The organism is Lysobacter sp. K5869 (assembly GCF_018847975.1).
Lineage (GTDB): Bacteria > Pseudomonadota > Gammaproteobacteria > Xanthomonadales > Xanthomonadaceae > Lysobacter.
On the sequence record NZ_CP072597.1, the window covers coordinates 493600 to 507352 of the forward strand.

Sequence of the window (13753 nt, forward strand, 5' to 3'; positions counted from 1 at the left end):
GTCGATCATGCCCGATGAACCGCGGCTGGTTCAGCCAATTGAGATATCCACCCAGAAGCAACTAAGGCTGCACGGCAGCCCGACATTTTGTTACTTGTGCGGCCGTCAGTTGGCGGACGCTGACGTGGATCGCGATCACTGCCCGCCCAAGGGCTTTTTCTCCGCGACTGACCGGACCAACTTCCCCATCATCCTGCCCACGCATCGCGCATGCAACAACGGCTGGAAGGAAGCGGACGAGATTGTCGGAATCGTCGCCGATGCGCTGCATGATCGGCAGAAGAGCTTCAATCTCGATCTCACGAGCAAGCTTGAGGCCTACTCGATTCCGTTCAACAACAAGGAGGCCGCCGCCGTCACTAACCTACCGCTCGTTGCAATGACCAAGCGCATCTATCGCGGCATGCATGCACTACTCTATCGACAACACTTGCATTGGAAAACTCTCGATGCGACGCATGTTCCGTTGCCAGCAGCGGATTTAGAAACGGGACGTCCTATCCAGGCCTTGGATCAGTTCTTCGCTTTCGGTGCCACCATCCGACGAGCACTCCTTACCGGTTCCGCGGACACGATAACGGCATACAACGGAAAATTCCGATACGTGTGTGTGTGGTCGCACTTAAGCAACGGCGATCCGTGCTGCATCTTTGCCTTCGACATTTATGCGTTTCACTATCTTGCCCCCAAGATCGACAATTTTCCTCGCGTCTTCGCTGGCCTTTACAAACCGCAAGCCGCCCCACCCACCGGCGCCTGGGAATCCGCGATCAAGTTCGATATCTCGCGGGAAGAAATGCTCGATCCATGGCATCGCAGCTAGTGTGCGGACACCGATACAAATGAAAGATTCCTATGCCGCGGACTGAGCCATTACCAGCCGCGAGCAACTTGGGAGAGCGGGCCAGTAATCAATCCGACAAGGACTTTTCCCTGTCGCGATGGCGCAGGTTCTTCACGTAGACAGCATCGACCAGCTCATCCCCGTGCAGGCTCAGCAGGACGTTGGCGATGGTTGCGATGGCTTCACATGAAAGAGTGAATTTGCGCGGAAGGCGACCATAGTAGTCGCCACGATTCTCTTCTATATGCTCCAGCATGCCGCGAATGAAATCCGCTTTGGAGGCACGTTTGCTCCGCGTTGCCGCTTCGGTAACTGGATCAGAGGGAGCGATCCGAGCATCGGCAGCATCCTTGCTCAAGACACGGATACAGTCGGCTGGCGAGGGCCAATACTTCAAATCAAATTGCATCCGCAACGCCGCCAACGGCCCCTTCAAGAAAGACTGAAATCGACCGTTGCATTCACTCGCCTGCTCGATAATTTCGCAGATGTCATACAACGTTTCGCTACTGAACCCTGAGCGGTTGTGGAGGCCCGATCGCTGGTCCAACAAGACGGCAAGGGCTTCCGCATGCTTCTGAATCTTGAGATTGACCTCTTGCAATACCGCCCGGTCAGATCGCTCCTTAGCAATATTGTCAGGGTGCATATATGCCCCTGACCAAAGCAAGCAATTCAGAAAGATCTTGTAAGCCACTCCATCCCGGCACAGCTGGGGATAGATCTCCTCGTAAACCGCCTCCATTTCACCCCCACGACCCAGCAGGTGAGTCGCAACCCGAGACTCACTGAACGCAATCCCTGCCGCATTGTTTGATTTGATCTCCCCGCGAAGATGGTCCTCGCAAAACTGTCTGGCCTTGCTAGTCGGTGTGCTCATACCGTTCCGGATATCAGAGAAGTGCGGACAGGCTAAAAAGGCGCTCGCGAGAAGTCGGTATCTGAAGCGACGAAATTTTAGGCTGGTTCAGATCTCCGATCTCGGACCGACACTGTGGTCGCCGGGTGTCGCAGGAGAGGCCGCCTATTGGCCCAAGATTAAGAGGCACCGCACAGGCCAACACCCCACGCCGAAAGCCTCGGAGCAGAGTGCCTCAGGCATTTATCCTTGTCAGTGCGCGCTATATCGGCCCTTAGCCGCGTCAGCAGCTGACCGATGTGCCGCTAAAAGAGAAAAGAAACGCCCCAAGAAATGCGCGCAAATCAACATGCTGCCCGACGAAGCAGGCTGCTGACGCCATTTGCTGCTCTCGACACGAGAGGAGATGACCGCGGCACCGAAGCATTATAAATCAGGCGCTTGGGCCGCTCCGCGCGGCCCGGCGCGGCGATGCCGGCGGTTCAGCCGTCCGACCCCGCCCCGCCGCCGGGGATTCGCGGCCTATCCTCGACAGGACGGCCCGGCATGGCCTGGCCGGATCGCCGCCGTTCCCCACCTGAATAGGCTCGTCCAACGACGTTTCCGCCTCGGTTGACACCGTTCGGCTGAAATATCGATCCATCGCGCGATTGTCGTCACGTTTTAATAACGAATATCGCTACCTCCGCTCTTGCGGACGGTTTGCCGAATTAGGCGTACTGAGCAGGCGCCGGCCGTACGCGCCGGCCCGACCCGGGGACCCACCAATGCTCAGCTCGACCACCCGCCGCTCGCTGCGGCGCCGCCCGCTTTTGACCGCTCTGGCCGTGGCGCTCGCCGCGCCCGCCTTCGCGCCCGCCGCCCTGGCCCAGGAGGCCGCGGCGCCCGCGCCCGCCGCCGCGCCGGCCCCGGCCGAGCGCAGCGCGACCGAACTGGAAGGCATCAAGGTCACCGCCTCGCGCATTCCGCGCAGCGGCTTCGACACCTTGGAGCCGGCCGGCGTGGTCTCCGGCGAATCGGTGCGCGAGCGCGGCATGACCAACGTCGCCGACGCGCTCAACCAGACCGTCGGCTTCGGCGTCGGCCAGACCCCGGAAGGCGGCCAGGGCAGCTTCGCCGGCGGCGTCAACTTCGTGAACCGCTTCGGCCTGGGCAGCAACCGCACCCTGACCCTGCTCAACGGCCGGCGCATGGTGACCTCGCGCGCGCTGACCAACTTCGGCTTCTCCGCCGGTTCGCAGGTCGACCTCAACGCGATTCCGGTGCAGATGATCGACCGGGTCGAGAACGTCGCCATCGGCGGCGCGCCGACCTACGGCTCCGACGCGATCGCCGGCGTGGTCAACGTGATCCTCAAGGACCGCTTCCAGGGCGTGGAAGCCAACTTCAACTACGGCATCAGCGACCACGGCGACAACGAGCGCCTGGGCTACAGCGTGCTGGCCGGCGCCGATTTCGCCGATGGCCGCGGCAACATCATGGTCGGCGCGTCCTACGACGACAGCCAGGGCCTGGTGCGCTCGGACCGCACCGACTTCGCCCGCGCCTACGCGTTCCCGGCCAACCCGAACGCCGCGCAGATGCGCACCAACCAGCCGGGCCGCAACCCGGCCACCGACGGTCGCGTGCACGGCAACATTCCTTTCGACACCGGCCCGGAAGACGGCATCCCCGGCACCGTGCTGATCCGCGACGCGCGCACCTTCACCACCACCTTCGGCGGTCTGGTGCTGCCGGTCAGCGGCGCGGTCACCCTGCCCGGCGGCGCGCTGCGCGGCTTCGGCCCGAACCAGCGCACTTACCTGCAATTCGCGCCGAACGGCAATCTGGTGCCGTACGACCCGGGCGTGAACTTCGGCACCAGCACCGCGTCCGGCGGCCAGGGTTTGAACACCGCCGACATCACCGCGCTGCTGACCAGCCTCAAGCGCCAGACCGTCAACGTGATCGGCCACTACGACGTCGCCGACAACGTGCGGCTGTTCGCCGAAGGCCTGCACTACCGCGCCGACGCCGATCCGCCGGTGGATATCGCCTCCACCGGCAACACCACCGCCGGCACCCGCCTCAACAGCGCGCTGATCGTGCAGTCGACCCATCCGCTGCTCAACGCGCAGGCGCGTCAGCAACTGCAGGCGCTGGGCATCGGCAGCTTCCGACTGGCCCGCACCTCGGCCGATCTCGGCCTGACCCCGGACCGCACCCAGAGCACCATCGACCGCATCGTGGTCGGCGCGCGCGGCGACTTCGAGCTGTGGTCGCGTCCGTTCGATTGGGAAATCTCGGCCAACTACGGCCGGATGAAGGCCTACACCTCGTCGGTGTCGCTGAACCAGCAGAACTTCATCAACGCCATCAACGTCAGCAACGTCGGCGGCCGCCTGGTCTGCGATCCGAACGCGCGCAACGCGGTCTACGCCGCCAGCGCCGGCGCCAACTCCAACCCCATCGCCGATCCCAACTGCGTACCGCTGGATCTGTTCGGCCAGGGCCGTCCCTCGGCCGAGGCGATCGACTACATCACCGGCATCCAGCGCACCGACTTCGAGCAGAAGCAGAAGGTGTTCAGCGCCTTCGTCAGCGGCCCGGTGGCCGAGCTGTGGAGCGGCCCGCTCAACATCGCGCTGGGCTACGAGTACCGCGCCGAGGAAGGCGGCTTCACCCCGAACGACTTCACCCGCCGCGGCCTCGGTCGCTCGGTCGCGATCCCCGCGCTCAACGGCAAGTTCCACACCAACGAGTACTACGCCGAAGCGATGCTGCCGCTGGTCTCGCCCGATTCCAACATCCCGGGCCTGCACCGCCTCGACATCACCGGCAAGTTCCGCCGCGTCGACAACAGCGTCAACGGCGGCTTCAACGCCTACACCTACGGCCTGCAGTGGGAGCCGCTGCCGGGCCTGCAGATCCGCGGCAACAAGACCCGCTCGCTGCGCGCGCCGGTGATCACCGAACTGTTCCTGCCGCAGGTGGAGCTGTTCCAGAGCACCTCCGATCCCTGCGACCGCCGCAACGTCACCGGCGGCCCGGATCCGGCCGCGCGCGCGCGCAACTGCGCGGCGTTCTACCAGCAGTACGGCCTGAACCCGGTCGACTTCCAGCAGAACAGCTCGACCGCGCGCGGCGCGCGCCAGGGCGAACCGAACCTGCGCAACGAAGCGGCCGATTCGTGGACCGCCGGCTTCGTCTGGCAGCCCGAGTTCGTCAAGGGCCTGCGTCTGGCGGTGGACTACAACGAGGTCAAGCTCAAGGACCAGATCTTCGCCCAGAGCATCAACGACGTGCTGTCGGCCTGCTACGACAACGCCGAGTTCAACCCGGCCAACGTCAACAACGCCAACTACTACTGCCAGCAGGTCAAGCGCAACGCCGACGGCCAGTTCGACATCGTCGCTGTGCGCTACCGCAACGGCGACTTCATCCACTTCCAGGGCATCACCGGCGAGTTGGCCTACCGTTGGGACGCCGGCGATTGGGGCCGCTTCGACTTCAGCGCCAACGCGCTGTGGGTCAAGCGCTTCGAAAGCTCGACCACCGGCGTCAGCGTCGACGACGACGCCGGCGAGACCGGCATGGCCAAGCGCCAGTACCAGTTCGCGGTGGACTATCAGAAGGACAAGCTCGGCCTGAACCTCAACGCGCGTTATCTGAGCGCGTCGGTGTTCGACAACGAGAACACCGTGGAGACCGCCGACGTGCTGCGCGCGCCGTCGTACTGGCTGCTCGGCGCCGGCGCCAACTACCGCTTCGGCGACAACGTGCGGGTCAACTTCGCCGTGCAGAACCTGCTCGACAAGGACCCGCCGCTGGGCACCACGCCGGGCGAGTTGGGCATCGGCACGTACGACATCCTCGGCCGTCGATACAGCCTGAGCGTGACCTACCGCTTCGACTGAGGCGGCTTCGACCGCGGCGAGCCCGCTCAGCACGGGCTCGCCGCAAACGCCGGCTTCGACCGAAGCCGGCACCGGCCCGGGGCGCGACGCGTCCGGGCCGGCACGGTGCTAGGCTCGGCGCGAACGTTGCCGACGCCCCCGCCCGATGATCCAACGCCGACTCCAACACGACCGCAGCGGTTGCGGCCTCGCCTGCGTGGCGATGCTCGCCGGGATCGGCTATGCCCAGGCGCGCACCCTGGCGCGGGCCTTGGGCATCGGGCCGCGGCCGTATCGCTATCGCGCCGGCGGCGGGCTGCGCACGGCGCGCGCCGGCTGGCTGACCGATGCGCGGCAGTTGCGGCGGATGCTGGCGGTGTTGCGGATCCGCAGCGAGGGCGAGCGCTCCGTAGCGGATTGGAGCGAGTGCGACGGCGACGGGCTGGTCGCGATCAATGCGCGCGAAGACGGCACTTGGCATTGGGTGGTGTATCTGCACGATGCGGATTCGCCGCGCGTGCTCGATCCGAATCCGCGGGTGCGGCGCGGCGAACGGCGCGATTTCGGGCGAATGCGGCCGGCGCGGTTCGTGGCGGTGGACACCCGGTCTTTGCGCGAACTCGATAGCGCCCTGTAGGAGCGGCGTGAGCCGCGACCGCGACAAAGCAGCTACGACGAAACTGACGCCGCAATCCGCAACCCCGCGGTCGCGGCTGACGCCGCTCCTACAGGGAAATGCGCGGCATCGCGGTCACTCGGCGCCCATCCGCGCCAACGAGCGCGCGAACGCCCGCGTCGCCGGCCGGATCTCCTCCACGTCGATGACGCCATACCCGAACGTGATCGCCGGCGCCGACGCATGCATCGCGTACTCGGAAATCGGCTGCGCGCCGGGCATGTGCCGCGGCAGCCGCGCCAGGATCGCCGGCGCCAGCGCCGGGTCGCGGATGCGCGCGGCCAGATGCATGCCCGCTTCCGACGGGATCGGCTGCAGCCACGGCGCCAGTTCGGCATCGAGCCCGGCCAACAGCGCCTCGCGCCGCGGCGCGTAGACCGCGCGCATGCGCCGCACGTGGCGGGCCAGATGGCCGTCGCGGATGAAGGCGGCGAGCACCGACTGGGTGATGGTGTCGCTGTGCGAATCGGCGCAGTGCTTGACCGTGACCAGCGCGTCGCGGGCCCAGCGCGGGACCACGATGAAGCCCTTGCGCAGCGACGGGAACAGACTCTTGGAGAAGGTGCCGATGTAGAACACCAGACCGTCGCGGTCGAGCGTCTGCAAGGCGTCGAGCGGGCGGCCGCCGAAGCGGAACTCGCCGTCGTAGTCGTCCTCGATCACCAGCGCGTTGCGCCGGCGGGCGAAGTCGAGCAGCGCGCGGCGGCGGCGCAGCGACAGCGCCACGCCGGTCGGCGACTGGTGCGAGGGCGTGACGCTGACCACGCGCACGTCGTCGGGCAGTTGCTCCACGCACAGGCCTTCCTCGTCCACCGGCATCGGCACCAGCCGGGCGCCGGCGGCGGCGAAGGCGGCGCGCACCGGCGGATAACCGGGCTCTTCCACCGCGACCCGGGTTTCGCCCGGCGTCACCAACAGCCGCGCCAACAGATCGAAGGCCTGCTGCGCGCCGGAGGTCACCACCACTTCTTCCTCGGTGCAGGCCACCGCGCGGGCGAAGGCGACGTGCTGGGCGATGGCGTGGCGCAGTTCGGCGATGCCTTGCGACGGCGGATAGCTGAAACGGGTCTTCGACCACGCGCGCAGCGATTGCGCCGACAGCCGCCGCCAGATGTCGTGGGGGAAATGGCGATGGTCGGGAATGCCGAGGCGGAAGCAGCGCTCGGGCAGTTCGCGCGGCGCGTCCGGGCGCAGGAACGGCGTGCGCCACAGCGGATTCAAGCGCGTGTCTTCCAATCCGGCTTGCAGGTGCTGCGGCCCGCGCCGGTCGCGGCGCGCGGCGACGTCGGCGACCACCGCCTTGGCGCCCTGGCGCGGGCTGACGTAGCCCTCGGCGATCAGCAGGTCGTAGGCGGCGACCACGGTGTTGCGGGCGATGCCGAGCCCCGCGGCGACCTGCCGCGTCGCCGGCAGCGCCGCGCCCGCGGCCAGGCGCCCGTCGAGGATGGCCGCGCGCAGCTGTTGGTGCAGTTCGTGGGTCAGATTGCCTGTGCCGCGCGCGGGCAGGCTCAGCCCGAACTCGAACACGCTCCCCTCGGAAACTGGTTCCATGCGATCCACCCGTTCTGGCCCACTCGGGGCGCCAGGGTACTCCTAAGCTGGCGTCATGAGAGCGGCGCCCGCCGCTACGGAATCCGCCGACGTGATCGACCTCTACTACGCCGCCACCCCCAACGGCCAGAAGCTGCGCCTGTTCCTGGAAGAGACCGGGCTCGCGCACCGGATCGTGCCGGTCAAGCTGTCTGCGGGCGAGCAGTTCGCGCCCGAGTTCCTGGCGATTTCGCCGAACAACAAGATCCCGGCCATCGTCGACCACGCCCCCGCCGACGGCGGCGCGCCGGTGCCGGTGTTCGAGTCCGGGGCGATCTTGCTGTATCTGGCGCGCAAGACCGGCCTGCTGTGGCCGCGCGAGGAACGCGCGCAACTGGAAGCCACGCAGTGGCTGTTCTGGCAGATGGCCGGCCTCGGCCCGATGGCCGGGCAAGCCGGGCACTTCCGCGCGCACGCGCCCGAAGCGGTGCCGTACGCGATCGAGCGCTACACGCGCGAAGCCGCGCGCTTGTACGGCGTGCTCGACCGGCGCCTGCAAGGACGCGAGTTCATCGCCGGCGACGAGTTCTCCATCGCCGATATCGCTTGCTATCCGTGGGTGCTGCCGCACGCCGGGCTCGGCCACGACCTGGCGGGCACGCCGGACTTGCAGCGCTGGTTCGAACGCATCGGCGCGCGGCCGGCGACGCAGCGCGCCTATGCCGGGGTCGACGATCCGTACGCGAAGCCGGCGAATTTCACCGAAGCCGAACGGCGCGCGCTGTTCGGGCAGGGCGCGCAGGGCTGAGCGAGGCCGCGCGCCGAAGTCCGGGATTCCCGCGTTCGCGGGGACGACGGCTCAAAACGTCTGTGGCGAATCCGGCTTGCCGTCATTCCCGCGAACGCGGGAACCCAGGGCTGCACCGCGACCGACCCCGCACGCATCACGCCACCCCACGAGGCCCGCCATGCCGTTCCCGATCTGCGAAACCTGCGGCACCCAGTTCGCCGAATCCGCCGCGCCGCCGGCGCATTGCCCGATCTGCGAGGACGAGCGCCAGTACGTCGGCTGGAACGGCCAGCGCTGGACCACGCTGGAATCGCTGGCGCAGCGCCACCGCCTGCGCATCGACGAGGACGCCGGCGTGCTCAGCCTGAGCATGACCCCCGCCTTCGCCATCGACCAACGCGCGATGTTCCTGCCCACCGGTGCCGGCAACGTCCTGTGGGAAACCCTGGCGCTGGTGACCGACGAGGCCGTGCAGGCCTTGCGCGAGCTCGGCGGCATCCACCTGATCGCGATCTCGCACCCGCACTTCTACGCCTCGATGGTCGAATGGAGCCGCGCGTTCGGCGACGTGCCGATCTATCTGCACGAAGCCGACCGCGAGTGGGTGCAGCGGTCCTCGCCGGCGATCCGTTACTGGAGCGGCGACGAACTCGCGCTGTCCGACGACGTCCGCCTGATCCGCTGCGGCGGCCACTTCGCCGGCAGCACCGCGCTGCATTGGCGCCGCGGCGGCGAGCGCGGCGACGCGCTGTTCCCGGGCGATGCGCTGCAAGTGGTGTCCGACCGCCGCCACACCACCTTCATGTACAGCTACCCGAACTACATCCCGATGAAGCCCGCCGACGTGCGCGCGATGCGCGAACGCATCGCCGGCTACGACTTCGAGGACGTCTACGGCTACAGCCTGGGACGCAACATCCTCGGCGGCGGCCGCGCCGCGGTGGACGCTTCGTTCCAGCGCTTTTTCGACGCGATCGCCGGCTGAGCCGGCGCGCCCCCACTTCGCGAGACACCGTCATGGCTTCCGGCTTCGACACCCTGCACGACTACCTGCCCGCGCGCATCGGCGCCAGCGCGCAACTGCCGTGGATTCCCGCCGACACGCCCGGCAAATACTCCAAGCCGCTGCGCTTCTTCGCCGACGACCGCGGCTTCGTCGAACTGCTGCGCATGGACCCGGGCTTGACCATGCCGCTGCACCGCCACACCGGCGAGATCCACGCCTACAACCTCAGCGGCACCCGCCAGTTGTGCACGGGCGAGCTGATCGGCCCGGGCGACTACGTCTACGAGCCGCCGGGCAACGTGGATTGGTGGAAGATCGTCGGCGACGAACCGATGATCGCGCTGATCGTGGTGATGGGCGCGGTCGAATTCCTCGGCCCCGGCGGCACCGTGCGGCTGCGCGCGACCGCGCAGAGCCAGCGCGCGGCCTACGAACGGTATTGCCGCGAGCAGCGGCGGCCGGTGCTGGATCTGACCGACCGTTGAGCGCGGCGCCGCGGCTCAGTCTTCGACGAAGGCCTTGAGCCGCAGCAACGCTTGATCCCACTGCTCGCCGATGCGCTGCAGCGACTGCCGCGCCTGCTCGAGTTCGGCCGGCTCGAACTGCCACAGCCGCTCGCGCCCGAGCTTGAGGTCGCGCACCAAGCCCGCGCCGGCCAACACTTGCAGATGCTTGGTCACCGCCTGCCGGCTGATGTCGGTGCCGGCGGTGAGCTGGGCGATCGACAGCGCGCCGCCGGCGCACAGCGCCACCACCAGCCGCAGCCGGGTTTCGTCGCCCAAGGCGTCGAACACCCGCGCCGAGCGCCGCAGCGCCGAGGCCTTGAGCGCGGCGCCGGGCTTAGCCGACATAACGCGCGATGTTGTCCATCTGCTGGTCCCAGCCGCCGGAGTTCATGCGGAAGGCTTCCTCGCGGCGCTCGGCCGGCACCCGGTCGAAGCCCGACTCCACCACCTTGAGCAAGGTGCCGCCGTCGGCGTCTTCGAGGGTGAATTCCACCAGCGTGGGTTCTTCGTGCGAGTAGTCGCGGTCCGGATCGACCGCATAGGGATGCCAATGGAACGAGAACAGGCGCTCGGGTTCCATCGTCCGCACGACCACGTTCATCAGCAGATGCTCGTAGCCGGGATAGGTGATGTGGCCTTGCGCGCGCTCGCCGGGGGCGAAGCGCTGGCCTTGCAATTTGACCCCGAACCACTCGCCGAAGGACTCGGCGTCGGCCAGCGCGCGCCACACTTTGGCGCGCGGCGCCTTGAGCAGGATCTGACGTTCGATGCGATCGGTCGATGCGTTCATGGGCAACCTCCTGGGTGCATGTCAGCCTGCGCCGATAAAATGCAACCGTCAAGTTGCCTGTTCAGAACGCGAGCGGGCAGCGCTCAGAGCGCCGCATAGCCCAGCCATGCCGATGCGACGACCGCCGCGACGGCGACCGAGTACCGCTCCACCGCCGCGTCGCTCCAGCGCCAGCGGTAGACCAGCGCGAACGCGAACAGGGCCAGCGGCACCAACACGACCTCGATGCCGATCATTCCGCAGCGCACCATGCGACCGTCGGCGTCGCATAGGAAGCGGTTCGGATTCCAGGCCCGCGCGGCCGAAGCGATGGCGCCGTACAGCGGCGGCGTCAGCGCGAAGCAGAACAGCGCCGTCCACGCCGCCGCGGCCAACGCCCGCGCCGCGCCCACGCGCGGCCAACGCTGAGCCAACAGACCGATTGCGCACAACAGCGTCGCGGCCAGCGGCAGCACCCACGCACCGGGGCCGGCTTGCGTCCAAGCCAGCCACGCCAACCCCGCCAACCACGCGACGGCCGCGGTTACCGCTGTTTTGCCGCGGCCGGCCGCGCGGGTCATCGCGCCCAAGCCCGCGTGGCGCGCGCGCGCGTCCGCCGCTGCAACCGCGCTCGCCTTCGCCGCATCGACATCGTCACGGTTCGATTCCGCCTCTCCCCCAACCGGTGGCCATGTTCACACACGAAAACCCGCCTGACGCTAGCCTCAACGGCAGATGTGTTTATTTGTATCGCCTCCACGGCCCACACCGCCCGGCGCTACCATGCCGGCTCGCATGAGGTGGCCATGAATAAGGTCCTGCTGATAGAGGACGACGCCCGTCTGGCCGGGCTGATCTCCGAGTACCTGCAACGCTACGACTTCCAAACCTCGGTGGTGCTGCGCGGCGACCTTGCATTGGCCGCGATCGAGAACGATCCGCCCGACGTGATCGTGCTCGACCTGATGCTGCCCGGCATGGACGGCTTCGATGTGTGCCGCCAGATCCGCAAGCAATCCAGCCTGCCGATCGTGATGCTGACCGCGCGCGCGGACCTGTTCGACCAGGTCACCGGCCTGGAGGTCGGCGCCGACGATTACGTGCTCAAGCCGGTCGAACCGCGCCTGCTGTTAGCGCGGCTGCGCGCGGTGCTGCGCCGCAGCCAGGCGCAGCCGCAGGCGGCCGGCCCGTCGGTGCTGAGCTACGGCGGCCTGCAGATCGACCTCACCGCGCGCCAGGTGCGTTGGAAGGGCGAAGAGATCGACCTGAAGACCGCCGACTACAACCTGTTCGTGATCCTGGCCCAGGCCGCCGGCCGCGTGCTCAGCCGCGACGAGCTGCTGCGGCGCTGGCGCGGCATCGGCTTCGACGGCGTCGACCGCACGGTCGACGTCAGCATCTCGCGCCTGCGCCGGCACTTCGCCGACGACGCGCACGAGCCGCGCAAGATCAAGACCGTGTGGGGACGAGGCTATCTGTTCAGTCCGATCGCCTGGGAGGACTGAATGCTGTCGATGCTGGTCCGGCTGTACCTCACCGTGGCCGGGCTGCTGCTGTGCTCGATCCTGGTGGTGCAGCAGGTGTTCCCCTACCTGTTCCCGGACCAGTACTCCGCCTCGGTGCGGCACGAGTTCGTCGGCGAGCTGACCTTGCTGCGCGAACGCTTGGGCGAGGCCACCGGCGCCGAGCTGGAGCGGCGCCTGAGCGAACTCAACCGGCGCACGCCCGAGCGCTACAGCCGGGTCGACGCGCAGGAACTCGCCGCGCTGCCGCCGTCCACGCGTTCGGAGCTGGCGCGGCTGGGCAGCGCCAGCGATCACGTCGGCAACGAGCGCCATCATCTGTTCCTGCGCCTGCCCGGCGGCGAGACCGTGCAGATCGTCTACACCGAGAACGATTTTCCGATCCGCTACGTCGCCTACCTCACCGTGTTCGCGATGGTGCTGCTGGGCCTGATGATCTGGCTGCAGCCGCATTGGCGCGACCTCGAACGCCTGCGCGTGACCGCCGCGCAGTTCGGCGACGGCGACCTCGGCGCGCGCGCGCGGCTGCGCGGCGGCTCGTCGATCCGCCAGCTGTGCGCGTACTTCAACAACATGGCCGATCAGATCGGCCGGCTGATCCAATCCCAGCGCGACATGGTCAACGCCGCCTCGCACGAGCTGCGCACGCCGATCACGCGGCTGGAGTTCGGATTGGCCAACCTCGCCGACACCCTCGACGACCGGGTCGCGCGCGCGCGCGTGCACGCGCTGCGCTGCGACGTGGAGGAACTCGATCTGCTGGTCGGCGAACTGCTGACGCTCGGCATGCTCGAACGCAACGGCCCGCGGCCGAGCCTGGAACCGGTGCAATTGGCCGGCTTCCTGCGCGCGTCCACCGGCGTATCGGCCGACGAACTGCGCAGCCGCGCGACCCAGATCGAGTGGGCGATCTCGCCGGAACTCGACGAAGTCTCGGTGGAGCCGCGCACCCTGCGCCGCGCGTTCTCCAACCTGATGCGCAACGCGGTGCGCTACGCCGACAACACCATCCGCGTCGCCGCCGAGCCGGCCGGCGAGGATTGGCTGCTGATCGTCGAGGACGACGGCGTCGGCATTCCGCCGGAAGACCGCCGCCGCGTGTTCGAGCCGTTCTACCGCCTCGACCGCAGCCGCGACCGCGCCACCGGCGGCTACGGCCTGGGCCTGAGCATCGTGCGCCAGGTGATCGACCGCCACGGCGGTTCGATCCACGTCGAGCCGTCGGCGCTGGGCGGCGCGCGCTTCGTCGCCCGGCTGCCGCGCCAGCCGCGGCTATGGCCCGAACGCGGCGCCGAACTCGATTCCGACGCCGACGCGCCTGAACCGCCCTTCCATTTGCAGTGACCCCTTTTTCCGCCGCACCGCGTTGGCAACT

Annotated in this window: 13 protein-coding genes; 8 read left to right on the top strand and 5 right to left on the bottom strand. The window is 67.8% G+C overall.

Annotated elements, in window-relative coordinates; translation table 11 throughout:
- The first annotated feature begins 7 nt into the window (after positions 1-7).
- Complete coding sequence (locus J5226_RS02125) at positions 8-823, top strand: hypothetical protein (RefSeq protein WP_215838219.1); 816 nt, start codon at positions 8-10, stop codon at positions 821-823.
- An 88-nt stretch (positions 824-911) separates the two neighbouring features.
- Here the strand turns inward: J5226_RS02125 and J5226_RS02130 are convergent, their stop codons facing one another.
- A complete protein-coding gene (locus J5226_RS02130) occupies positions 912-1724 on the bottom strand; it encodes a hypothetical protein (protein ID WP_215838220.1) in 813 nt (270 codons plus the stop codon).
- A gap of 746 nt (positions 1725-2470) precedes the next feature.
- Here J5226_RS02130 and J5226_RS02135 point away from each other — a divergent pair.
- Together J5226_RS02135 and J5226_RS02140 are read left to right on the top strand one after the other, a co-directional pair.
- Positions 2471-5599, top strand: a complete 3129-nt coding sequence (locus tag J5226_RS02135) for a TonB-dependent receptor (RefSeq protein WP_215838221.1) — start codon at positions 2471-2473, stop codon at positions 5597-5599.
- 145 nt (positions 5600-5744) lie between these two features.
- A complete protein-coding gene (locus tag J5226_RS02140; protein WP_215838222.1) occupies positions 5745-6215 on the top strand; it encodes a hypothetical protein in 471 nt (156 codons plus the stop codon).
- A 114-nt stretch (positions 6216-6329) separates the two neighbouring features.
- On the opposite strand, the gene J5226_RS02145 is transcribed toward J5226_RS02140, so the two are convergent.
- A complete protein-coding gene (locus J5226_RS02145; protein ID WP_215838223.1) occupies positions 6330-7805 on the bottom strand; it encodes a PLP-dependent aminotransferase family protein in 1476 nt (491 codons plus the stop codon).
- A 91-nt stretch (positions 7806-7896) separates the two neighbouring features.
- Here J5226_RS02145 and J5226_RS02150 point away from each other — a divergent pair, with 91 nt between their 5' ends.
- The 3 genes from J5226_RS02150 to J5226_RS02160 all read left to right on the top strand — a co-directional run bounded on the left by J5226_RS02150 (position 7897) and on the right by J5226_RS02160 (position 10065).
- The gene (locus J5226_RS02150) at positions 7897-8592 is read left to right on the top strand and encodes a glutathione binding-like protein (protein ID WP_215838224.1); all 696 of its coding nucleotides are present in this window, start codon (positions 7897-7899) and stop codon (positions 8590-8592) included.
- Positions 8593-8752: 160 nt separating this feature from the next.
- Positions 8753-9559, top strand: coding sequence for an MBL fold metallo-hydrolase (locus J5226_RS02155; protein ID WP_215838225.1), 807 nt, complete (start codon positions 8753-8755; stop codon positions 9557-9559).
- Between the two features lie 32 nt (positions 9560-9591).
- The gene (locus J5226_RS02160; protein WP_215838226.1) at positions 9592-10065 is read left to right on the top strand and encodes a cupin domain-containing protein; all 474 of its coding nucleotides are present in this window, start codon (positions 9592-9594) and stop codon (positions 10063-10065) included.
- A 15-nt stretch (positions 10066-10080) separates the two neighbouring features.
- On the opposite strand, the gene J5226_RS02165 is transcribed toward J5226_RS02160, so the two are convergent.
- From J5226_RS02165 to J5226_RS02175, 3 genes are all read right to left on the bottom strand, one after another.
- The gene (locus J5226_RS02165; RefSeq protein ID WP_215838227.1) at positions 10081-10431 is read right to left on the bottom strand and encodes a metalloregulator ArsR/SmtB family transcription factor; all 351 of its coding nucleotides are present in this window, start codon (positions 10429-10431) and stop codon (positions 10081-10083) included.
- Positions 10421-10876, bottom strand: coding sequence for an SRPBCC family protein (locus tag J5226_RS02170; RefSeq protein ID WP_215838228.1), 456 nt, complete (start codon positions 10874-10876; stop codon positions 10421-10423). The genes J5226_RS02165 and J5226_RS02170 overlap by 11 nt, the downstream gene beginning before the upstream one ends.
- Positions 10877-10959: 83 nt before the next feature.
- The gene (locus J5226_RS02175) at positions 10960-11436 is read right to left on the bottom strand and encodes a hypothetical protein (protein WP_215838229.1); all 477 of its coding nucleotides are present in this window, start codon (positions 11434-11436) and stop codon (positions 10960-10962) included.
- Between the two features lie 225 nt (positions 11437-11661).
- On the opposite strand from J5226_RS02175, the gene J5226_RS02180 reads away from it, so the two are divergent.
- Both J5226_RS02180 and J5226_RS02185 read left to right on the top strand, forming a co-directional pair.
- Entirely contained in the window at positions 11662-12360 is a 699-nt protein-coding gene (locus J5226_RS02180) for a response regulator (protein WP_207522811.1), read from the top strand.
- On the top strand, positions 12361-13722 hold the full coding sequence (locus J5226_RS02185; RefSeq protein WP_215838230.1) for an ATP-binding protein: 1362 nt from the start codon (positions 12361-12363) through the stop codon (positions 13720-13722).
- The last annotated feature ends 31 nt before the right edge of the window (positions 13723-13753 follow it).